We start from the raw sequence: 22868 nt of genomic DNA, 5'->3' as shown, positions 1-22868 counted from the left end.
TAAGGGAGGACAAGTGAGATGAGCAAAAAAAGAGCGTTAATCAGCGTATCCGATAAAAGTGGAATTATTGACTTTGCAAAGGAACTAGCAACACTAGACTATGAGATTATCTCAACTGGTGGTACCAAAAGAACTTTAGAAGAAGCAGGAATACCTGTACAATCCATTTCAGAAATTACAGGATTTCCAGAAATTATGGACGGTCGGGTGAAAACATTACATCCCAATATTTTTGCTGGCTTACTTGCGATCAGGGAGAATAGCAGCCATATGCAACAAATCAAAGAACAAAATATTCAACCGATTGATCTCGTCGTTGTGAATCTCTATCCATTTAAGGAAACTATTTCAAAACCTAACGTAACATTTGAAGAAGCGATTGAGAACATTGATATTGGTGGACCATCGATGCTACGTGCTGCAGCAAAGAATCATCAAGATGTTGTTGTTATTGTTGACCCTGAAGACTATCAACTGGTTCTAAAAATGATTAAAGAAAATAGAAATGTGGATCTTCGCACGAGAAAACAACTTGCCTTAAAGGTATTCCAACATACTGCTGCTTATGACACGATCATTGCTAAGTACCTTGCTGAACAACTCGAAGTGGATGCACCGGAACAATTAACGCTAACTTTTGAAAAAGTACAAGATTTACGTTATGGTGAAAATCCTCATCAAAAAGCTAGTTTTTATCGCCAAAGTTTAGCGAAGGAAGGACTAGCCTTTGCTAAACAATTACATGGTAAAGAACTATCTTATAACAATATTCAAGATACCAATGCAGCATGGGAGATCGTTAAAGAATTCACTGAGCCAGTGGTTGTTGCGGTGAAACATATGAATCCATGTGGAGTCGGAATCGGAGAGAATCTACTTGAGGCCTTTACACATGCTTATGAAGCCGATCCGGTTTCTATCTTTGGTGGAATCATTGCTACAAATCAGATCATTGATGAAGAAACAGCAAAGAAATTAAAGGAAATTTTCTTAGAAGTCATCATTGCACCTGGTTTTGAAGAAAAAGCGTTAGAGATATTAACGACAAAGAAGAACCTTCGTTTGTTAGAGTTAAAAGAAGAACAATCCAATCCAAAAGCGAAAAAAATGGTATCTGTTTTAGGTGGATTATTGGTTCAGGATCAAGACTTGCGTCCATTAATGGATGAGGATTTAACCGTAGTCACGAAAAAGACACCAACCAAAGAAGAAATGGAGCAATTACGTTTTGCTTGGAAAGTGGTGAAGCATGTGAAGTCCAATGCGATTGTTTTGGTGAAAGGAAAACAAACCATTGGTGTTGGGGCAGGACAGATGAATCGTGTTGGAGCTGCAAAAATTGCAATTGAACAGGCAGGAGAAAAGGCGAAAGGCTCAGTTATGGCTTCAGATGCGTTTTTCCCGATGCCAGACACGGTGGAAGAAGCAGCGAAAGCGGGAATTACTGCCATTATTCAACCTGGTGGATCGATTCGTGATCAGGATTCAATTGATGAAGCAGATAAACATGGGATTGCTATGGTGTTTACAGGAATACGCCATTTTAAACATTAATTTATCTAAAGTGAATGACAAACCTTAGAATAAGACTTAAGAGAATGAAATAAACAAGACATAAAAGATTGGAGAAAGGAGGTATGGGTGGATGAAGGTATTAGTGGTTGGCCAAGGTGGACGGGAACACGCTTTGGTGAAAGCGATCAAACGGAGCAAAAAAGTAGAGAGGATCTACTGTGCACCGGGAAATGGTGGTATTGAGCAAGATGCTATCTGTTTGCCGATCCAAGAAGACGATTTTCCAAGATTAGTTGAGGCCGTACAACAATATCAAATTGATCTCACAGTAGTAGGTCCAGAAAATCCACTTCATGCAGGAATTGTCGACTATTTTCAAGAACGAGGTTTGCCCATTATTGGTCCAAGCAAGGTAGCGGCAAGAATTGAAGCAAGTAAGTCCTTTGCCAAAAAATTAATGGCTAAATATAACATTCCAACAGCAGATTATCAAGTATTCGATCACGCAGAAGCTGCGATAGAGTATGTCAAAGAAAAGGGTGCTCCGATTGTGATTAAAGCGGATGGTCTCGCAGCAGGAAAAGGAGTCGTGGTGGCCAATACTGTGGATGAAGCAATAATAGCGATCCAAAATATGATGGAACAGCAAATTTTTGGAACCGCGGGACAAAAAATTGTAATTGAAGAGTTTCTCGAAGGTGAAGAATTAACAGTGATGTCCTTTGTTGATGGTGAGCACTTCATCATGATGGAACCTGCTCAAGATCATAAACCTATATTCGATGGAGACAAAGGGCCCAACACAGGTGGAATGGGTAGTTATTCTCCTGTTCCGCAAATGGGGCAGGAATTATTGCATCGGGTCCGAGAACAGATAATAAAGCCAATTATTGCTGGCATGGCAAATGAAGGGTATCCATTTAAGGGAATTCTTTACGCAGGCTTAATGATGACAAAAAGTGGCCCAAAAGTCATTGAATTTAATGCACGGTTTGGCGATCCCGAAACTCAGGTCATTTTACCTCGACTGAAAACGGATCTTATCGATATCTTTACGGCGATTCAGAATGGTACATTAGATCAACTTCAACTAGAATGGGATCAGCAAGCAGCGGTGTGTGTCATCATGTCTTCCAAAGGTTATCCAGGAGATTATGAAAAAGGAAAACCAATCAAAATCAACGAAACTCTTCTGCCAAAGCAAACGGAAATCTATCTGGCAGGTGTAAGAAGAGAGCAAGGCCATCTGCTTACAAACGGTGGTAGAGTACTTGGGGTTACGGCACTAGGAACAACGATACAGGAAGCGAAAGAGCGTGCCTATCAAGGAGTCCAAGCAATTTCTTTTGAAGGAGCACATTACCGAACAGATATCGCAAACAAAGCGATATATAAATAGAATTAATAAAGGGGATGACCTTATTAAAGGAAGTTTTCGTTACTTTTGGGTCAGCCCCTTTACTGTTTTCTCCGTTGTTTTTTATCCTCAATCTCTTCATCCTTATAATACGCATAACCAATTGCAAGCAATGAACCTCCAATTAGAATCCATAGAAAAGCGGTATCATATAACCATCCTAAATATGTGGGCATTTTCACTCACCTTTTATTTTTTTTATTTGTGTTGTTATTTTTCAGCAATAACCTGTCATTTATTCCGAAAACATTTTTATCCTATTGTGATATTTTTCACAGATTTTATATTGAAAATTGAATAAAGTAAATGGTGGAGAAAGAGTAAAAATGTATATATGAAAACAACCATATTAAACAATCTTTAAAATTTAGAAAGGGAGAGAAGAGCAGGCATGAGTATGTTTTGTTACCAATGTCAAGAAACAGCTAAGAATGAAGGCTGTACAGTGATTGGAGTATGTGGAAAAACAGATGAAGTGGCCAACTTGCAAGATTTACTCATCTATTTATTAAAAGGAATCTCTATATATGGAGAGAAAGCAAGAGAATTAGGAATTTATGATGAAAAAACTAGTATCTTCATCGCAAAAAGCTTATTCTCCACAATTACGAATGTGAATTTTGATCCAGTTGTGTTTGACAATTTGATCAAAGAAGCTTTAGTCGTTCGTGAAAATATGAGAAATAAATTCTTGGTGGCCTATGAAGCAAAATATGGAAAGGTTTTTGACGAAGAACTACCTGAAATGGCCACATGGTATAGCGATGATGTCGTTGAATTCCGGAAAAAAGGGGAAGAAGTTGGCGTCTTAGAGACAGAAAATGAGGATATTCGTTCCTTAAGGGAGCTTTTAACTTATGGTCTCAAAGGAATTGCAGCCTATGTTGAACATGCGAACGTATTAAATGAAAGAGATCCAGAGATCTTTGCATTTATTCAAGAAGGGTTAGCAGCAACAACTGATGATTCACTATCTGCAGATGATTTGGTGGCTATTGTCATGAAAGCTGGTTCTGTTGCTGTAAAAGCAATGGCGCTTCTTGATAAGGCAAACACAGAAACCTATGGTCATCCTGAGCCAACAAAAGTCAATATTGGAGTTCGAAATCGTCCGGGTATCTTAATTAGTGGTCATGACCTAAAAGACTTAGAAGAACTTCTTGAACAAACAAAAGGGACGGGTGTAGATGTGTACACACATGGTGAAATGCTACCAGCCAACTCCTATCCATTCTTTAAAAAATATGATCATTTCGTAGGAAACTATGGAAATTCTTGGTGGGAGCAAACCCGTGAATTTGAAGCCTTTAATGGTCCAATTCTAATGACCACGAACTGTTTAGTACCTCCAAAAGGAAGCTATTCTGATCGTGTATATACAACAGGTGTTGTTGGCTTCCCAGGATTAAAACATATTCCTGATCGTAAACCGGGTGAGAAAAAAGACTTCTCCGAAATTATTCAACATGCGTTGAAATGTGAACCACCAACACCTATTGAAGAAGGTACGATTATGGGTGGTTTCGCACGAAATGCAGTTTTAAGTGTAGCTGACAAAGTGGTTGACGCTGTACAAACGGGTAAGATTAAACAATTTGTCGTCATGGCAGGTTGTGAAGGTAGACACAAAACGAGAGAATATTATACAAGTTTAGCAAAAGAGTTACCAAATGATACAGTTATTTTAACAGCAGGTTGTGCAAAATATCGTTACAATAAATTAAATCTCGGGGAAATCAATGGAATTCCACGTGTCTTAGATGCAGGACAATGTAATGATTCTTATTCCTTAGTTGTCATTGCTCAAAAATTAGTAGAAGCGACTGGCGTAAAAGATATTAATGAACTTCCACTTTCCTATGATATTGCATGGTATGAGCAAAAAGCGGTGGCAGTATTACTTGCGCTTCTTTACCTCGGTGTAAAAGGGATCCGTTTAGGCCCAACACTACCAGCATTTATTTCACCTGGTGTATTAAAAGTATTAGTTGAAAAATTTGATATTAAACCGATTGGTTCTGTAGAAGAAGATCTAAAAGCGATTATGGCAGGTGTCTAATCGAGCGATTTGCCTCTATTTAAGTCGAGTAGGTTTGCAAACTTACTCGACTTTTTTACCGCATAAGGAAGTTTAACTTCATTTAAATTTAAATTAATAAAGCAAAGTTAAACTTGAACGATCGGCATAAAAAACTTCCGCTAAAGAAGGGCTCGACTACGTCTTCGAAAGGACTTCGATGGAAGTTTTTTTATTTATGTTGATAGAGAAGGAAAATTTTTCTTTAGGGCGAATTGAATTGAAAGGATAGTAAAGGGGAGAGGTGGATATTGCCGTGAAAAAGATCGTGATCGTTATTCTTAGTCTATTACTTTTCGGTTCATTTGTCGGTTGTGCAAAACAATCAACACCCCAAACACAGTCTTCAGAAAATAAGGAACAAGTAGAGCAGATAAATCCTGAACCGGGAAAACCGATTCATTATGCACCGTTGACAGGATTACCCGTAGATCATGAGCTTAATCAAAGATTGATTGGAGTGATGATTAATAATCATTCAAAAGCGAGACCACAAAGTGGATTGAACCAAGCGGATATCGTCTACGAAATCCTTGCTGAAGGAATGATTACTCGTTTTCTAGCAGTCTATCAGAGTCAAGAGCCAGAAATCATTGGCCCTGTTCGAAGTATTCGTCCTTATTATTTAGATATTATGAAAGGATTAGATGCACTGATTGTTCATGCCGGAGCAAGTGATGAAGCCGATGCAATATTAAAAAGAGGATCACTACCTGATGTTGATGGTCTAGTGGGAGAGGGAAGATATTTTTGGCGAGCAAAGTTTCGGAAGGCACCTCACAATTTGTATACAAGTACAGAGAAAATTAAACAATATGCTAGTGATCATGGATATCGCTTAGTAGGAGAGATTCCATCTATTCTATTTTTAAAAGAAGAAGATATTGTAACAGGTCAGCCGGCAAAAAATATCTCAATTGAATACTATCCAAAGTATATTGTTGGCTATCAATATGATGAAGCGACAAAGTTATATAAACGCACCATCAATCAACAACCACATACAGATTTAGAAACAAAAGAACAATTAACTGCAAGAAATGTACTTGTGATCCGAGCAAAACATTGGTCAATTGGCAACACAAAAAGAGGAATTGATATTGATGGTCAAGGTAAAGGATATTTATTCCAAAACGGTGTAGGAAAAGCGATTGATTGGAAAATGCAAAATGGAATGATTCGGGCTTATGTCAATGGTGTGGAACAGGGATTATATCCAGGAAAAACATGGATTATCGTGGTCGAACCACAAACCCATGTCTCCTATCAATAGACAATTTATTGTTTTAGTGTATGAAATTATGTTATAATAGAACAAAGATGTAACCGCTTGCACTTTTTGCCTATAAAGTATAGAAGTCCTCTGGAAACACTATTTTTTTTTACGGGAATGTGGTAATCTATTGACGTGAGGTGAGAGAATCGTGCCATTTGACAAATTGAAAGATAAAACGGTTGATCAGTTATTTGAATCGATCTTAAAATTAGAAACACTTGAAGAGGCCTATCGTTTTTTTGATGATTTAATGACGGTGAATGAGATTCAATCCTTAGCACAACGCCTTGAAGTGGCTCGAATGTTGATGAAAGGTTATACGTATAACCAAATTGAAACAGAGACAGGCGCAAGTACAGCTACAATATCCAGAGTGAAAAGATGCCTCAATTATGGGAACGATGGTTATAAAATGGTTTTAGATCGGTTGACATTTGATAAACCAGAAATCAAACAAATAGACTAATAGACTAAAATTCTGGGGGAGAGTAGTCATATCTACTCTCTTTTTTCATCATAGCTGAAGTTGACCATTTGACCCATTTTATCCCGTTCGCTTTCTGATTTCTACCTTCTGAGAAAAACTTATTAATATGATATATTTTTATTTACAGGAGGAAACAATGAATCATTCATTCTTATCAAGTTTAAAACACATGTTCAAACTAGATCCCAATCGACCGATTACAGAAAATCAAATAGAACAATTATGTCATACAGAAACGGGTGCCATTATAGTTGGTGGTACCCTAGGGGTGACATATGAAGATTCTCAGGCTCTTTTAAAACAGATTCGAATGCACGGTAAAATCGCAATTCAAGAAATCTCCAATTTACAAGCGATTGTACCTGGTTTTGATTACTATTTTATTCCCCTTGTTGTCAATGCTCAAGATCCAAAATGGATTCTAAATGTTCATCATGAAGCCTTAAAGCGTTATGGAGAATGGGTGAACTGGAATCAAGTCTTTGTGGAAGGTTATATTATTCTTAATGAGGATTCGTCCGTAGCAAAATTAACGAAAAGCAAAGTTCCAACTGAATTAGAGGATGTTTTGGCTTATGCTAGAATAGTGGATCAGATGTTGCGACTACCGATACTCTATGTTGAATACAGTGGGAAATATGGTAATCCGGATTGGTTAAAAGCGATTCAACAGATCGTAGAATATTCACAAATCTTTTACGGTGGTGGTATTCATTCGTATGAAAAAGCAGTCGAGATGAGCCAATATGCCCATACGATTATTGTTGGAAATCTGATTTACGAAGACTTTCCTACTGCATTAAAAACAGTACCGGTTAAAGGGGTTTCTTATACACAAATTGAAGAATGAGGTGGAGCAATTGAAATACAATACCAAATTATTCTTACAACGAAAACGAAGAAAGCGGCTGGAACAGGGGCATCCTTGGGTCTTTCAAAGCGAAGTAGAGCGAATTGAAGGAGAACTATCTCAAGGGCAAATTGTCCAGATTGTGAACCATCAAGGTGTATTTCTGGCACTTGGCTATGCCAACCCAAAATCACAGATTATTGCAAGAGTGCTCAGCTATCATCCAGATGAAATGGTTGATGCTTCTTTCTTTATTCGACGAATTCAACAAGCGAAAGAGTATCGTCACCGATTTTTACCCGGTGTTAAATCATACCGAGCTATTTATGGGGAAGCCGATTTCTTACCTGGCCTCATTGTTGATAAGTATGAAGATTATCTTGTCGTTCAGATTCTTTCTTATGGGATGGAACGTTTAAAACCATATATATTAGAAGGCCTTCTCACGGTTTTTAAACCTAAGGGAATCTATCTTCGTAATGATGTACCTGTTCGCGAATTGGAAGGTTTGCAGCAAGAGACAGGTATTTGGTATGGAGAGGTTCCACGACATGTTGAGATCACCGAAAATAATTTACATATCTTGGTTGATGTATATGAAGGTCAAAAGACGGGCTATTTTTTTGACCAACGGGAAAACCGTGCTGCATTAAAGCCGTTAATGAGAGGATGGGGAGAGAAGGGAACGGAAGGAGCAGAAGTTCTCGACTGTTTTTCTCATACTGGAGGTTTTGCCATTCATGCGGCCCATTATGGGGCAAAGGAAGTTACAGCTGTTGATATTTCAGAGCTAGCCATTGAGACAGCAAAACGCAATGCTGAATTAAACGGTTTAGAAGATCGGATTCAATTCGAAGTGGCCAATGTCTTTGACTTTTTACGAGAAAAAGAAAAAGAAGGGCGACAATATGATGTGGTCATTCTAGACCCACCTGCTTTTGCGAAATCGAGATCTGCTGTCAAAGGAGCCTATCGGGGTTATAAAGAGATTAATTTAAGAGGAATGAAGCTACTGAGAGAAGGAGGCTTTCTCATTACGGCAAGTTGTTCTTACCATATGACCCCCGATTTATTTGTACAGATGGTTCAAGATGCCGCTTCCGATGCCCATAAAATTCTACGTCCAGTCACCTTTGTAGGAGCAGGAAAAGATCATCCCGAAATCGCAGGTGTCGATGAAGGGCATTATCTTAAGTTTGCGATTTATGAAGTAAGAAGCAGAGGATAACTGATGTATAGGCTTGTATGTTCTAACGCTACTCCGATTCCTTGCGGTTTTCCGTGAATAAACAGATGGAGGGAAAATTCGCTCGCAAAAGTCGTAGCTTATAGAACATACAAAGATGATATAGGCTTGTATGTTCTAACGCTACTCCGATTCCTTGCGGTTTTCCGTGAATAAACAGATGGAGGGAAAACTCGCTCGCAAAAGTCGTAGCTTATAGAACATACAAAGATGATATAGGCTTGTATGTTCTAACGCTACTCCGATTCCTCGCGGTTTTCCATGAATAAACAGACGGAGGGAAAACTCGCTCGCAAAAGTCGTAGCTTATAGAACATACAAGCCTTTTATTTCAGTATGCTTCGGCATTTATTCTACAAGAAAATCAATCGATTGATTGAACGAATAGGGATGATTCGATATAATTTGAAAAGAGAGATCAGAAACGAACAAATGTGCTTATGATGTTGATTGATTGGAAGAATGAATGGAAGGGTGAAACCATGACACAAACCCAAGCGGCAGATATTTTTGCAGGATTAAATCCTCAACAAAAAAAAGCAGTTGAAACGATAAATGGGCCCATTCTCGTATTAGCGGGAGCAGGTAGTGGGAAAACGAAAGTCTTAACGCACCGAATTGCGAATCTCATTCAAAAAGGAGTATCTCCTTGGAATATATTAGCGATTACCTTTACCAATAAAGCAGCTAGAGAGATGAAAGAAAGGGTTGTTCGCCTGGTTGGGCCGAATGCGGAAGAAATCTGGATCTCTACTTTTCACTCAATGTGTGTTCGCATCTTACGTCGAGATATTCACCGTCTGGATTACTCGAATAACTTCACCATTCTTGATGCAGGGGATCAACTTACCGTTGTCAAACAGATTATGAAGGAATTAAATATCGATACGAAAAAGACCGACCCAAAAGCGGTTCTAGCGACGATTAGTCAAGCCAAAAACGAACTAAAAACACCAGAACAGTATGGTAGATTAGCTGGAGATTATTTTAGTCAAAAGGTCTTATCCATCTATGAAAAATACCAAGAACGTCTGAAAGCCAATCAATCGGTTGACTTTGATGATCTCATCATGTTAACGGTTCAATTATTTCAAAAAAACCCGGAAGTATTGGACTACTATCAACGAAAGTTTCAATATATCCATATCGACGAATATCAAGACACGAACCGAGCTCAATATGTTTTAGTTCGGATGCTGGCTGATTATTATCAAAATATCTTTGTCGTTGGTGATACCGATCAATCGATCTACAAATGGCGAGGAGCCGATATTCAAAATATCTTAAACTTTGAAGAGGACTATCCCAAAGCTCGGTTGATCAAATTGGAACAAAATTATCGCTCAACAAAAAATATCTTAAAAGCAGCCAATGCCGTTATTGAGAATAATACCCAACGAAAGCCCAAAAATCTTTGGACAGAAAACCCAGAAGGAAATAAATTGACCCTTTATGAATCCATGAATGAACATGACGAAGCTTACTTTATTGCCAAAGTGATTCAAGAAGGGATTCACAAAGGGAAAAGTTATCAAGACTATGCGGTTTTATACCGAACCAATGCCCAGACTCGTGTGATTGAGGAAGTGTTTGTAAAATCAAATATTCCTTATAAAATCGTCGGTGGTACCAAATTCTACGATCGAAAAGAGATTAAGGATATCCTTGCCTACTTAAGACTGATCGTGAATCCTGATGACGATATCAGCTTACGAAGAATCATTAATGTACCAAAAAGGGGAATTGGTGCGGCAACGGTGGATAAAATTGCTGAATATGCTGCTAGTCAAGGGATTTCCATGTTTCGAGCGATTGAAGTGATCGATTTCATTGGGATTGCAGCCAAAACCGCCAACAAAATTCACCAATTTGCTGATATGATTCGCGAGTTCAACCAACTGGCTGAATATCTTGGGGTTACAGAATTAACGGAAATGGTATTAGAACGTACTCAATATCGGGAAGAATTAAAAAAGGAGAATTCTATAGAAGCAGAAGGTCGTATTGAAAACATTGAAGAGTTATTATCCGTTACCATGGAATTTGAAAATCAAAACGAAGATCAATCATTGATCGCCTTTTTAACCGATCTTGCTCTTGTTTCTGATGTAGATCAGCTTGATGAAGAAGAAGTAAGTCAGGCGGGAGTTACTTTAATGACCTTGCATAGTGCGAAGGGATTAGAATTTCCTGTCGTTTTCTTAGCAGGATTAGAAGAAGGCATCTTCCCGCATAGTCGGGCGTTGTTTGAAGAAGATGAGATGGAAGAAGAACGCCGTCTCGCCTATGTCGGAATCACTAGAGCCGAACAGGAATTATATCTCACTTATGCGCAGTCTCGGATTTTATTTGGAAAGACACAAGTAAATGCTCCATCCCGTTTTATCCAAGAGATTCCTGAAGAGCTGATCCATGATATTCGCAAAGAGGAAAAGAATCAGCTGAAACAAATGAGAAAAACAACCAGCTACGATCTACAAAAACGCCCTGAACCTCGTGGCGATTGGCAAGTGGGTGATAAAGCGAAACATGGAAAATGGGGAATCGGTGTCGTTGTTTCAATCAAAGGGAACGAAGATGACCTCGAATTACAAATCGCTTTCCCTAATCCGATCGGAATTAAAAAGCTTCTGGCAAGATTTGCTCCTATTGAAAAAGTGGAGTAAGAAAGGAAGATTTGAATGGATTTAAAAGAGATTGAGAAAAAAATTGAGGATTTACGGAAGACGATTAATCAACATAATTACTCCTATTATGTATTGGATCAACCCACTATAACAGACCAAGAATATGATGAGTTAATGAGGGAATTGATTCAATTAGAAGAACAATATCCGCAATTCCAAACACCCGATTCACCGACACAAAAAGTGGGTGGACAACCTTTACCCTATTTTGAAAAAGTAGAGCATAAGGTGCCTTTATTAAGTTTAGGCAATGCTTATAATGAACAAGATCTCTATGAATTTGACCGTCGGGTAAGGCAAGTCGCAGATAACCAAGAAGTTCGCTACATGGTGGAATTAAAAATTGATGGTCTAGCCGTATCCTTAACTTATGAAAATGGCCTTTTCGTCATGGGGGCTACTCGCGGCGACGGGACGACTGGAGAGGATATTACGCAAAATTTAAAAACGATTCGTTCTCTTCCATTACGATTGAATGAACCCGTTACGATTGAGGTAAGGGGAGAAGCATATCTCCCGAAAAAAGAGTTCGAACGAATCAATCGAATACGAGAAGAACGAGGGGAACCTTTATTTGCCAATCCTCGAAATGCAGCAGCAGGATCACTACGTCAATTAGATCCCAAAATCGCTGCCGAAAGAGGTCTTGATATTTTTCTCTATGGGATTGGAACGATCGAAGGAAAAGAATTATCTTCTCATAGTGAAGGACTCAATTATCTTGAACAATTAGGATTCAAAGTAAATAAAGAACGGCGCCTCTTTACGAATATAGATGATGTTATTTCTTTTGTCAAAGAATGGACAACAAAACGTCCGACTCTTCCCTATGAGATCGATGGAATGGTTATCAAAGTGGATTCCTATCCTTTGCAACGTGCACTTGGGTTTACCGCCAAAAGTCCAAGATGGGCGATTGCCTATAAGTTTCCTGCCGAAGAGGTTGTCACGATCTTAGAAGATATTGAAGTGAATGTGGGAAGAACAGGAGTGGTTACTCCTACAGCAATATTAAAACCTGTTCACTTAGCGGGAACAACAGTCAAACGTGCATCCCTTCATAATGAAGATATCATTCGGGAAAAAGGGCTAATGATTGGTGATCATGTAATCGTGAAAAAAGCAGGAGATATCATCCCGGAAGTAGTGGCTGTTTTACCAGAAAGACGGACAGGTGATGAAAAACCTTACCATATGCCAACCCATTGTCCAGCGTGTCAAAGTGAGCTTATTCGGTTGGATGACGAAGTGGCCCTTCGTTGTATCAATCCTTCTTGCCCAGCACAAATCGTGGAAGGGATGATCCATTTCGTTTCTCGTGATGCAATGAATATAGAGGGGCTGGGTGAACGAGTTGTCATTCAGCTTTATGAAAATGGTCTTATTGAGAATGTGACCGATCTTTATACCTTAAAGCGTGAACAATTGCTGGCTCTGGAACGAATGGGAGAAAAATCGGTACAGAATCTACTAACTGCGATCGAAGCAAGCAAAGAAAATTCTTTAGAACGACTCCTTTTTGGTTTAGGAATTCGTTTGGTGGGAGCTAAAGCAGCCAAAGTATTGGCCGCTCGCTTTCAAACGATGGATCAATTGATGAAAGCCACTAAAGAAGAGTTAATGGCCATTGATGAAATTGGTCCGAAAATGGCAGATAGCATCGTGACCTTTTTTGAACAAGAGAATGTCAAGGAAATGATCCAACGCTTAAAAGAACTTGGTGTCAATATGACTTATAAAGGTGTTGAATCAACCGTTAAGCGGGAATCTAGGTTTACTGGTAAAACCGTCGTTCTCACAGGTACCCTTCAACATTTAACAAGAAAAGAAGCCACAGAGAAACTAGAAGCTCTTGGTGCAAAAGTCACAGGAAGTGTGACAAAGAATACTGATTATCTGATTGCTGGGGAAAAGGCGGGATCAAAACAAACAAAAGCACAAGTGTTAGGGATTCCGATATTAACGGAAGAAGATTTACTAAAAGAATTAGAAGTTCCTAATCATCTCGATTAGGGCTTTTTTTTATACAAAAAACTTTCCAAACAATTTTGTTTACTTACTTGAGAGCAAAAAGACCAAAAATAACAAAATGAACAAAATATTAAAAATTTACAAAAGATTAATATAATTAAAAAGTAGATATTTTTAGTAGAGATGAGTGTTTTCGATGAAATCCCCTGTTTCCCAAAACAGAAAATATCGAAAGGTTTTTTGGCTATTGTCAATTCTTATATGGGTATTTTTGACGGTAGGATGTCAAAAATATGCGAAAGATTATGAACAATTCAGCCAAAATGAAAAAATTATTATTCGTTTTTCTCATGTAGTAGGGGAAGATACTCCGAAAGGGCAAGCGGCTCGAAAATTTGCTCAATTAATGAAAGAGAGAAGCAAAGGAAAAGTCGAAGTTCAAGTCTTCGCGAATGGGTCCTTATATCGTGATGGTGAAGAATGGGAAGCTTTACAAAGAAATGATGTCCAAATCATTGCTCCCGCTATGTCGAAGCTGATACAAAAAATCCCCGAATTACAAGTCTTTGATTTGCCTTTTTATTATGAAAATCTAGAACAAATTCATCAATTAGCTGATGGGAAAGTAGGAAAGATGGTATTTGAATCTGCAAAAAAGAATAAAGTACTTCCTTTAGCGATTTGGGACAATGGATTTAAACAGTTTACCAACCGTGATCATTCTTTACATACTCCTAAAGATTTTACCAACCTTAAATTCAGAATTATGCCAAGTCCAATACTAGAAGACCAATTTTCTCTACTTGGCGCAAAGGCAGAAGCAAGAAACTTTAATGATGTTTATCAAGCATTAAAAAATAAAGAAGTTGATGGTCAAGAAAATACAATCAGCAATATTTATACGAAACGTTTTTTTGATGTTCAAGATTACCTCATTCTAAGTAATCATGGGTATTTAGGATACTTGGTTATGATGAACAAGGATTTTTTTAACACTCTTTCACCAGAGATACAAAAGATGATTCAAACAACGATGAACGAAGTTACCATCTGGGAGAGAAAAAAAGCTCAAGAAATTGAACAAAATCAACTTAAACAGATGAGAGAATGTCAATGTATCAAAATTGAGACCTTAACAAGAGAAGAAAAGGATGAATTTAAAAAACTTTATCAACCACTTTATCAAAAAGTTAAGAGAGATTTAGGAAAAGTAATGGATGAAACAGAAATCATTGTAAATCAGAAAAAGTAGATTCGAAAAAAAAAGAGTCATTGTTTTGTCGTCATAATATGACGAGAAAATAATTGATAAAAACAAACAAAAAGAGGGGGAAAGATGAAAGATGAACAAGCGTTGGATAAAAGTTACATTTATTACACTGATGTCTATTTTACTCGTATTTAGTATGGTTGGTTGTTCATCAAAACGTACTGAGCAAGCATCAAGTAATGAAGAAGGAAACAATCAAAAGATCGTGATTAAATTCTCGCACGTTGTTGCAGAGAACACGCCAAAAGGTCAAGCTGCAATCATGTTTGCAAACAAGGTAAAAGAAAAGACAAATGGGAGAGTTGAAGTTCAAGTATTCCCAAACTCACAATTATATAAGGATGAGGATGTATTAAATGCGATTCAACAAGGAAATGTTCAAATGGCAGCACCTGCAACTTCGGTCATAACAAAGTTATATCCCCAGTGGCAAGTTTTTGATTTACCATTTGCTTTTGCTGACCACGAACAAGTACAACAAGCTATGGAAGGAGAAATTGGTAAAAAGTTATTTTCCCTTCTTGAAGAGAAGAACATCAAGGGTTTAGCGATGTGGGATAACGGGTTTAAACAAATGGGCTCAAATAAAAAAGAATTAATTAAGCCGGAAGATTTTGCTGGTCAAAAATTCCGCGTTATGTCTAGTAAGGTATTAGAGGAACAGTTTAAAGCAGTAGGTGCGAATCCAGTACCAATGCCTTTTGGAGAAGTTTATAATGCTTTAGAGCAAGGAGTTATTGACGGTCAAGAGAATACGTTATCCAATATTTATTCACAAAAGATGCATGAGGTGCAAAAATACTTAACCCTTAGTTATCACGGGTATTTAGGGTATGCAGTGATTACAAATAAAAAATTCTGGGATAGCTTACCAGCTGATGTACGTTCACAAATTGAAGCAGCATTAGATGAAACGACACAATGGGTACGTCAAAATGCGAAGGATATTAACGAACAAATGCTACAAAAAATCAAAGCAGAAAATCCTAAAATCAAGATTCATGAGTTAACACCAGAAGAAAAGAAACTATGGATTGCAAAGATGGACCCAATCTATGACAAGTTTAAGAATGAAATTGGCGAGGATCTTATCAACGCCGTACGCGCATTAAGAAAATGAAACCATTGAGGGGGCATTAAAATTATGCCCCCATTTTACAGCTAGAAAGGATGTGAGAATGATGAAATCAGTTAATTTTGTTCTAAATAAACTAGAAGAGATATTTGTCATTTTAGCACTTGCGGTCGCAGTTACTGTAGCATTTATTGAAGTTATTTTGAGACAATTTGGTACAAGTATGGGTTTTTCGTTTGAACTGGTGAATTACTTATTAATTTGGGTAGGTCTTATTGGTGCTTCAATTGGTGTACGAGAGAATGTTCATCTTGGTGTTGATCTCTTAATTAAGAATTTTGAAGCCAAAACGCAAAAAGCAATTTTGATTCTTGGGAACTTAGTCAGTGTATTTTTTTCAGTCCTAATCGCCTATTTAGGGTATTTGCATGTACAGGATGTTCTTCATTTAGGACAATTATCTCCTGAAATGGAAATGCCATTATACATTCCAAGATCACTAATACCAATAGCCTTTGGTTTAATGGGAATTCGTTTTTTACAGCAAACTTATCGCATTTGGAAAACCTCCGCTGAACAACTAGAGCAGAGAGAAGGTGTGATCCATGAATAATGAGGTATCGATTCAAACAACCAAGCAGATCATTCCGAAGAAAACAGTATCAAAAAAACTCATCTCTTTGTTCTTTATTTTTTTAACTGTGGTGGGTGTCATCTATGCGTTCATGATTGATAGCATGGGCTTAGCCGTTTTTTCCTTCTTATTTTTATTTTTAATGGTAGGTCTACCAATAGCCGTATCGATCGGGTTAGCTTCCTTTTTGTCCATTTATTATTTTACACTAGATCCGTTGCCGGATTTGGCACGGCAAATTTATTCGGGCTTAGACTCTTTTCCGCTAATGGCGATCCCGTTATTTGTCTTAGCTGGGAATATTTTTACAACAGGAGGTGTCGCACAGCGGTTAATTAATCTAACCAATACCTTTGTTGGTCATATTCCAGGAGGACTTTCCATTGCAGGAGTCTTTGCAAGTGCACTCTTTGCCGCTATTTCTGGATCGAGTCCTGCAACCGTTGTGGCGATAGGGGGAGTCTTAATCCCAGCTATGGTGAAACAGGGCTATAGTAAGGATTTTGCAGTAGGATCGATGTCAGTGGCTGGAACTTTAGGGATTCTCATTCCACCTAGTATTCCGATGATCGTTTATGGTGTAACGGTTGATCAGTCTGTGGGAAAACTATTTTTAGCAGGAATTGTTCCTGGGATCATGTTAGCTTCCATGCTAGCTTTAGTTAGCTATTTAATTGCGAGAAAAGAGAAATTTCCTTTAATAAAAAAATCGACACCTGCGGAAAAATGGAAAGCGGCCAAAGAGTCAATCTGGAGTTTGTCATTACCGATCATTATTATTGGCGGAATCTATTCGGGACTTTTTACACCGACTGAATCGGCAGCTGTTGCTGTTTTTGTTGGTTTATTTATCGGCTTTTTTATCCACCGAGATTTAAAAGTAAAGGATTTGCCTAAGATTTTAGTAGAATCAGCAAAAACGACAGCAATGCTATTTTTAATTATTTCTATGGCGATGCTTTTTGCTCATGTATTAACCTATGAGAGAATTCCCCATAAAATTGCTGAAATGATTGCCAATTATAATGTTAGTAAAGTTACTTATCTTTTGATTGTTAACTTAATTCTCTTTGTTGCCGGCCAATTTATGGAACCCACTGCGATTTTAACGATCTTTGCCCCGATTCTCTATCCAGTAGCAATGAACCTAGGAATTGATCCTATTCATTTAGGGATCATCATGGTTGTGAATATGGAGGTGGGAATGATTACACCCCCAGTTGGGTTGAATCTCTATGTAGCAAGCGGTATTTCGGGCATGTCAATCATGCAGGTAACCAAATCTTCGCTCCCATGGCTCATTACAACGATATTGGCTCTCTTTATTGTTACTTACGTTCCTGAAGTAAGTTTATGGTTACCCGATTTCTTATACGGCTTATTAAAATGAAAGATAACAAAACAATAGAGTAACTTACAGAAAGAAAAAATCTAGTAGTTTGATAAGCTACTAGATTTTTTCTTTAACGTAATACACGTACAACTGATCGTGTTAGAATATACAAACCTATATCATATTCTAAATATTGGATTTAGCGAAAGAAAGGATTTTTGCAGATGCATATAGAATATAAACGATTCAGAAATATTATATTTTTTAAAATAATGGAGATGGTAAGGAGTAGTAGAATCTTGAATAGAATTAAAAATTGGTTTTCGCTATTGCCCATTCGAACAAGAATTACACTAGTTACTTCTACGATTATCATTATTGCTATTTTAGCAGGTAGTGCATTGTTGATTAAGAATGTATATCAAGCATTAGAAGAAGAACAAGGAAATCGAGTTTTAGCGATTGGACGAACCATTGCTCAACTTGAAACAATTAAAGATAATATAGGAAAACCAAACGGGTGGAAAAAAATCCAGCCAATTGCTGAGAGAGTCCGATTAGCGACTAATGTGGATTATGTTGTTATTTTTGACATGAAGAGAATCCGTTATTCCCATCCTATTGAAGCAAAAATCGGGACAGTATTTCAAGGAGGAGATGAAGGTCCAGCTCTTGGGCAACAAGAATATATGTCTTTAGCAAAAGGGATAGGTGGGATTGCGATTCGTTCATTTGTTCCTATTATGGACCGTGAAGGGGAAAAACAAATCGGGGTGGTAATCGTTGGAACAATTCTCCCAACTGTTTATCAACTGATTTTTGAGCATAAATGGGATTTGATCCTTTCAATCACGTTAGGGGTAGTGGTTGGGTTGTTTGGTGCTTGGTTACTCACAAACAGTATCAAAAGGCAGATTTTTAATTTAGAACCCGTTGAGATTGCTAGACTTCTTGAAGAAAGGGAATCCATTATCAATACGATTGATGAAGGGATTATTGCAATTGATCAGAACAAAAAAATTAAGGTGATGAACGATCGGGCGGCTCAAATTATAGGGACCAATCAAAATGTGATTGGTCATACGATTGAAGAAGTTATTCCAAATACAAAACTACCTATGGTAATGGAATCGAAAAAACCACAATTAAGACAAATGATGGTTTTGAATAAAACCATTGTAATGGTCAATCGACTTCCCATAGTCGTAAAAAATAAGACGGTAGGGGCAGTAGCTACATTTCAAGATCGAACAGAGGTCGTGAGTCTAGCTGAAGAACTAACTGGAATTCGTAAGTTCAGTGATGTTCTACGGGCACAAAACCATGAGTTTATGAACAAATTTCATACGATCGCTGGGCTGATTCAATTAAAAAGATATGATGATGCCCTTAATTTAATCATGAATTATACAGAAGAGAAAGAAGAGTTATCTCGCTTTTTAATGGAACGGATAAAGGATACCAGTATTAGCGGTCTTATATTAGGGAAAATCAGCCATGCAAAAGAATTAGGTGTAGATTTAATCGTTGATCGGCAAAGCTATTTATCTCATCTACCATCATTTCTTTCAACACATGATATTATTCTGATCATCGGAAATTTATTAGAGAATGCAATTGATGCAACCATTGAAAAGAAAGAACAACCTAAATTGGTTCAGTTACGTTTAGAAACGACACCAACACAGTTGATTATTTCTGTAAAAGACAATGGTATTGGAATTCCAGAGGAATTAAAAGAAAAAATATTTGAAATGGGTTATACCACAAAAAAAGGCAAAGGACAGGGAATAGGCTTAACATTAGTCTTACAACATGTAAAAGCATATCAAGGCGATATCGAAGTGATTACCAATATAGAAAAAGGAACGAACGTTATTGTTTCTATTCCATTAAAAGAAAATTAGACGATCATACAAGGAGCGTATAGAATGGAACCAATTCGTCTTTTGATCGTTGAAGATGATGCGATGGTTTTGGAGGTTAATCGACAATTTATTGAGACATTAAGTGGATTTCAGATTATAGGGGCGGCAGCAAATGGAACAGAAGCGATCCAATTGATTATTGAAAAAGATCCCCAATTGGTCATATTGGATTACTATTTACCTGATATGGATGGTTATCAAGTGATAGAAAGGATACGATTACGACAGAAAGATACTGATTTTATTATGGTTACAGCGGCCAAAGATGTAGAGACAATCCAAAAGATTTTTCGCTTTGGTGCGATAGATTATATTATTAAACCCTTTCGCTTTGAACGATTAAAAATAGCATTAGAAAGATATCAACAAATGCTTTATCGATTTAGAAAAGAGGATGAGTTGACACAAAAATATCTTGACGAATGGGTCTATACAGAAAGAAAAAAGATAGAAAACAAACCGTTGCCAAAAGGGTTAAATGAAGTAACCATGAAACAAATCTTACAATATATGATGAAAGTAAAAAAGCCTCAATCTGCAGAAGAAGTGGCAAAAGGAATAGGCTTGGCTCGTGTAACGGTTCGCCGATATCTTGAATATTTGGTTCAAACGAATCGACTCAAGCTCGATGTTCAGTATGGATCTGTTGGCAGACCGATTAATCGTTATTCCATCTAAAAAAGGTAATAGCATTGTATATTTCCATGATATATACAATGCTATTTATTTGTGTCCTAGATTTTCATTTGTCTAGGAATAATCTCCGCTTTCACGAATGCTTTATAGAGAATAATAATAAGCGGTCCAAGAAAAACACCTAGAACACCTAATACCTTAAAGCCAACCCATATACTAATTAAGGTAGACAAGGCACTTAACCCAATTTGCTCCCCGAGTATCTTCGGTTCTACAATACGACGCACGATGGTCATGACCAGAAAGAGGACAATCAGACCAATGGCTAAATAGGTGTTTCCTTGAGTTAAAGCATAGATCGCCCATGGGACGAGTACTGAACCTGTACCGAGAATAGGAAGTACGTCAACAATCACGATAAAAAAGGCGATGATTAACGCATAATTAACCCCTAAGATAAATAAACCGATCGAGCTAACGAGAAAAGTGATGGTACTTAAAATAAGTTGACCCTGAAGAAAACCAATGGTAGCATTGCGAATATCGTTTAACACTACTTGTACTTTTTGACGCGATGAATCCTTAAAATATTGATAAAATTGATTTTTTAAACCTGGAAGATGTAAAGTAAAAAAATAAAGGGAAATGAGGATAATTAAAACGATAAAAAATAGATTGGGAATTGCCGTTGTGATTCCATAAATGCCACTCCAAATCGTGGATAGCAAGTTCAAATTGGCTAATTGGTCAACAAATTTCATAAAGGATTGGTTAATGCGTGCTGATGTTTCCGGTGGAAGCATTTGAATGATATTTTGAATTTTTAGATACAGCTCATAAAACCATTTTTGGATGAAAGAAATATTTTTTTGTACGAATGTAGTAAAATTCACCAGTTCAATTATGATCTTGGTTACGGTAAAATAAAAGATTAAGGCGATGGATCCAAGAAACAAAAAGTAGGTTAGATGGACGGCTAATTTTCGTTTTATCTTTGTATTACGGATGAGCCACTCGTTTAATGGTTCAAGCATGATGGCTAATAATAAAGCAATGATAAAAGGGATGAAATGGGGGAAAACAAAGTAAAATAAAATGGGAAGAAGGAGAATACTGATGACGATTCCGATGGTAATGAAAACTTTTTTAATATAACCTTCCATACTCATTTCCTTTCTACATCTATATAATAGGAATTGTATTGAAAAATTTGTGGGAATGCAAATCGCATTTATGATAAAAAAGCGGAAAAGGGGAACAAGGATGAAAAAATATCGAACAAAATGGATACGATTCGCCGGAGTAGGGATTCTATCATTTTCACTCTTGTTTAGTGGATGTGATCTTTCCAAAAAAACAGAACAAAAGACAGAAGAATCTTCATCTTCGATTATCTCTCCGACTGTAAAAGTAAATGAAGAATATTATCGAGGAGTCCTTCCATATAAAAGAAGCTTAATTAACGGCCGTTTAAACTCATTACCCACACGCTTAGATGCAAATCGCTTTGAATTAGGATTAATTGAATTAGCAAAAACAGAATTTGATCCAGCAGATTATGTTTTTCAAGAGGGGCAAGTATTAAAAGATATTGAATGGTTATCTCAGGAGGACTCATTAATCACAGTTGCAGAGCATGACTACTTGAAAGAAGATGGGAGTTATGGCGGGATTGTAATTGGATTAGCACTATCGCCAAAATATTATCTACGCGACGATAAAGGAAAAATTTTACGAGATCCTAAGACCAATATAGCTATGTTCAAAATGTATACAGATGACCAATTAAAAGAGAAAGCGAAAAAAATTGCAAATGAAATCGTAGGAAGAATTCACAAAACACTTCCGAATCCGCCGATTCTCATTGGTGTCATGAAATTACAAACAGAAAAAGGGAATTTGCCAGGGAATTTTATTCTAAATGGCAAAGTTGGTAGTGGCCAATCTTCGATTGATTGGAAAGACATCAATGAAAGCTATCTCTTCTTGCCTACGAATACCACAGGTTTAAAAGATAAATATGGTGATCTTGTTTTAGGATTTAATCGGTTTAAAGATGAGATGGATCGGTACCTCCCAGGTTTTGCAGGAGTAACAGGATTAGCACGGATTGTCAACGATGAGGTTGTGGAGCTCACGGTTCATGTAAATGCGGAATTTGATTCTACTGTTGAAGTGATTCAATTCACTCAATTTGCTATTTCGATGAGCAATGAATCTTTTCCTAAAGATGCTCAATTAAACATATACATTAATACGATTGATCAGCCAAAAGCCATTTATGTCAGACAATCGAATGGTGACGACTTTATGCATGTGTACCGGAATTAAAGGAATATAAAATGGCTAGTATGTTTTAACGCTGCCCCTAACCTTACTGCTTTCTCTGAATAAACGGTCGCCAGGAAAGCTCACTCGCGAAAGTCGCAGTTTATAGAACATACTAGCCAGTAATACAAACCTATT

18 protein-coding genes are annotated in these 22868 nt (G+C 37.4%); 16 read left to right on the top strand and 2 right to left on the bottom strand.

Annotated elements, in window-relative coordinates:
• Positions 1-18 precede the first annotated feature (18 nt).
• Complete coding sequence (purH, locus tag EDD72_RS09540) at positions 19-1554, top strand: bifunctional phosphoribosylaminoimidazolecarboxamide formyltransferase/IMP cyclohydrolase (protein WP_132769732.1); 1536 nt, start codon at positions 19-21, stop codon at positions 1552-1554.
• Between the two features lie 91 nt (positions 1555-1645).
• The gene (gene purD, locus EDD72_RS09535) at positions 1646-2914 is read left to right on the top strand and encodes a phosphoribosylamine--glycine ligase (protein ID WP_132769719.1); all 1269 of its coding nucleotides are present in this window, start codon (positions 1646-1648) and stop codon (positions 2912-2914) included.
• Positions 2915-2973: 59 nt separating this feature from the next.
• Here the strand turns inward: purD and EDD72_RS12960 are convergent, their stop codons facing one another.
• On the bottom strand, positions 2974-3108 hold the full coding sequence (locus tag EDD72_RS12960; protein ID WP_279388100.1) for a hypothetical protein: 135 nt from the start codon (positions 3106-3108) through the stop codon (positions 2974-2976).
• Positions 3109-3329: 221 nt separating this feature from the next.
• Here EDD72_RS12960 and hcp point away from each other — a divergent pair, with 221 nt between their 5' ends.
• From hcp to EDD72_RS09470, 13 genes are all read left to right on the top strand, one after another.
• Positions 3330-4991 (top strand): hydroxylamine reductase, encoded by a 1662-nt coding sequence (gene hcp, locus EDD72_RS09530; RefSeq protein WP_207893690.1) that lies wholly within the window; start codon positions 3330-3332, stop codon positions 4989-4991.
• Positions 4992-5265: 274 nt separating this feature from the next.
• Positions 5266-6282, top strand: a complete 1017-nt coding sequence (locus EDD72_RS09525; RefSeq protein WP_165895039.1) for a DUF3048 domain-containing protein — start codon at positions 5266-5268, stop codon at positions 6280-6282.
• Positions 6283-6433: 151 nt separating this feature from the next.
• A complete protein-coding gene (locus tag EDD72_RS09520; RefSeq protein ID WP_132769713.1) occupies positions 6434-6751 on the top strand; it encodes a YerC/YecD family TrpR-related protein in 318 nt (105 codons plus the stop codon).
• A 157-nt stretch (positions 6752-6908) separates the two neighbouring features.
• A complete protein-coding gene (gene pcrB / locus EDD72_RS09515; protein ID WP_132769711.1) occupies positions 6909-7622 on the top strand; it encodes a heptaprenylglyceryl phosphate synthase in 714 nt (237 codons plus the stop codon).
• On the top strand, positions 7612-8850 hold the full coding sequence (locus EDD72_RS09510) for a class I SAM-dependent rRNA methyltransferase (RefSeq protein ID WP_243643818.1): 1239 nt from the start codon (positions 7612-7614) through the stop codon (positions 8848-8850). Before pcrB ends, EDD72_RS09510 begins: the two co-directional genes overlap by 11 nt.
• 500 nt (positions 8851-9350) lie before the next feature.
• The gene (gene pcrA, locus EDD72_RS09505; RefSeq protein ID WP_132769754.1) at positions 9351-11534 is read left to right on the top strand and encodes a DNA helicase PcrA; all 2184 of its coding nucleotides are present in this window, start codon (positions 9351-9353) and stop codon (positions 11532-11534) included.
• A gap of 15 nt (positions 11535-11549) precedes the next feature.
• Positions 11550-13568: an NAD-dependent DNA ligase LigA gene (gene ligA / locus EDD72_RS09500; protein ID WP_132769709.1), complete on the top strand. Its 2019-nt coding sequence runs from the start codon at positions 11550-11552 to the stop codon at positions 13566-13568.
• 205 nt (positions 13569-13773) lie between these two features.
• Complete coding sequence (locus tag EDD72_RS09495; RefSeq protein ID WP_207893687.1) at positions 13774-14778, top strand: DctP family TRAP transporter solute-binding subunit; 1005 nt, start codon at positions 13774-13776, stop codon at positions 14776-14778.
• Positions 14779-14869: 91 nt separating this feature from the next.
• Positions 14870-15916, top strand: a complete 1047-nt coding sequence (locus EDD72_RS09490) for a TRAP transporter substrate-binding protein (RefSeq protein WP_132769704.1) — start codon at positions 14870-14872, stop codon at positions 15914-15916.
• A 61-nt stretch (positions 15917-15977) separates the two neighbouring features.
• Positions 15978-16484, top strand: a complete 507-nt coding sequence (locus tag EDD72_RS09485; protein ID WP_132769702.1) for a TRAP transporter small permease — start codon at positions 15978-15980, stop codon at positions 16482-16484.
• Positions 16477-17895, top strand: coding sequence for a TRAP transporter large permease (locus EDD72_RS09480; protein WP_207893686.1), 1419 nt, complete (start codon positions 16477-16479; stop codon positions 17893-17895). Before EDD72_RS09485 ends, EDD72_RS09480 begins: the two co-directional genes overlap by 8 nt.
• Positions 17896-18137: 242 nt before the next feature.
• The gene (locus EDD72_RS09475) at positions 18138-19745 is read left to right on the top strand and encodes an ATP-binding protein (RefSeq protein WP_165895038.1); all 1608 of its coding nucleotides are present in this window, start codon (positions 18138-18140) and stop codon (positions 19743-19745) included.
• Between the two features lie 24 nt (positions 19746-19769).
• Complete coding sequence (locus tag EDD72_RS09470) at positions 19770-20444, top strand: response regulator (protein ID WP_132769698.1); 675 nt, start codon at positions 19770-19772, stop codon at positions 20442-20444.
• Between the two features lie 56 nt (positions 20445-20500).
• On the opposite strand, the gene ytvI is transcribed toward EDD72_RS09470, so the two are convergent.
• Positions 20501-21565: a sporulation integral membrane protein YtvI gene (gene ytvI / locus EDD72_RS09465; protein ID WP_132769696.1), complete on the bottom strand. Its 1065-nt coding sequence runs from the start codon at positions 21563-21565 to the stop codon at positions 20501-20503.
• A gap of 100 nt (positions 21566-21665) precedes the next feature.
• Here ytvI and EDD72_RS09460 point away from each other — a divergent pair, with 100 nt between their 5' ends.
• Positions 21666-22733 carry a CamS family sex pheromone protein gene (locus EDD72_RS09460; RefSeq protein WP_165895037.1) on the top strand — a complete coding sequence of 356 codons (1068 nt, stop codon included), beginning with the start codon at positions 21666-21668 and terminating at the stop codon, positions 22731-22733.
• Positions 22734-22868 lie beyond the last annotated feature (135 nt).

The sequence above is a fragment of the Tepidibacillus fermentans genome, from assembly GCF_004342885.1.
GTDB classification, from domain to species: domain Bacteria; phylum Bacillota; class Bacilli; order Tepidibacillales; family Tepidibacillaceae; genus Tepidibacillus; species Tepidibacillus fermentans.
The sequence above is the reverse complement of the archived record's forward strand: the minus strand, read 5'-3'. Positions and strand labels throughout refer to the sequence as shown.

Coding starts and splice junctions, on each gene's coding strand:
- EDD72_RS09480 (WP_207893686.1), top strand. CDS start 16,477: ATGAATAATGAGGTATCGATTCAAACAACCAAGCAGATCATTCCGAAG.
- EDD72_RS09460 (WP_165895037.1), top strand. CDS start 21,666: ATGAAAAAATATCGAACAAAATGGATACGATTCGCCGGAGTAGGGATT.
- pcrB (WP_132769711.1), top strand. CDS start 6,909: ATGAATCATTCATTCTTATCAAGTTTAAAACACATGTTCAAACTAGAT.
- hcp (WP_207893690.1), top strand. CDS start 3,330: ATGTTTTGTTACCAATGTCAAGAAACAGCTAAGAATGAAGGCTGTACA.
- purD (WP_132769719.1), top strand. CDS start 1,646: ATGAAGGTATTAGTGGTTGGCCAAGGTGGACGGGAACACGCTTTGGTG.
- EDD72_RS09470 (WP_132769698.1), top strand. CDS start 19,770: ATGGAACCAATTCGTCTTTTGATCGTTGAAGATGATGCGATGGTTTTG.
- EDD72_RS09485 (WP_132769702.1), top strand. CDS start 15,978: ATGAAATCAGTTAATTTTGTTCTAAATAAACTAGAAGAGATATTTGTC.
- ligA (WP_132769709.1), top strand. CDS start 11,550: ATGGATTTAAAAGAGATTGAGAAAAAAATTGAGGATTTACGGAAGACG.
- EDD72_RS09490 (WP_132769704.1), top strand. CDS start 14,870: ATGAACAAGCGTTGGATAAAAGTTACATTTATTACACTGATGTCTATT.
- EDD72_RS12960 (WP_279388100.1), bottom strand. CDS start 3,108: ATGCCCACATATTTAGGATGGTTATATGATACCGCTTTTCTATGGATT.
- ytvI (WP_132769696.1), bottom strand. CDS start 21,565: ATGGAAGGTTATATTAAAAAAGTTTTCATTACCATCGGAATCGTCATC.
- purH (WP_132769732.1), top strand. CDS start 19: ATGAGCAAAAAAAGAGCGTTAATCAGCGTATCCGATAAAAGTGGAATT.
- pcrA (WP_132769754.1), top strand. CDS start 9,351: ATGACACAAACCCAAGCGGCAGATATTTTTGCAGGATTAAATCCTCAA.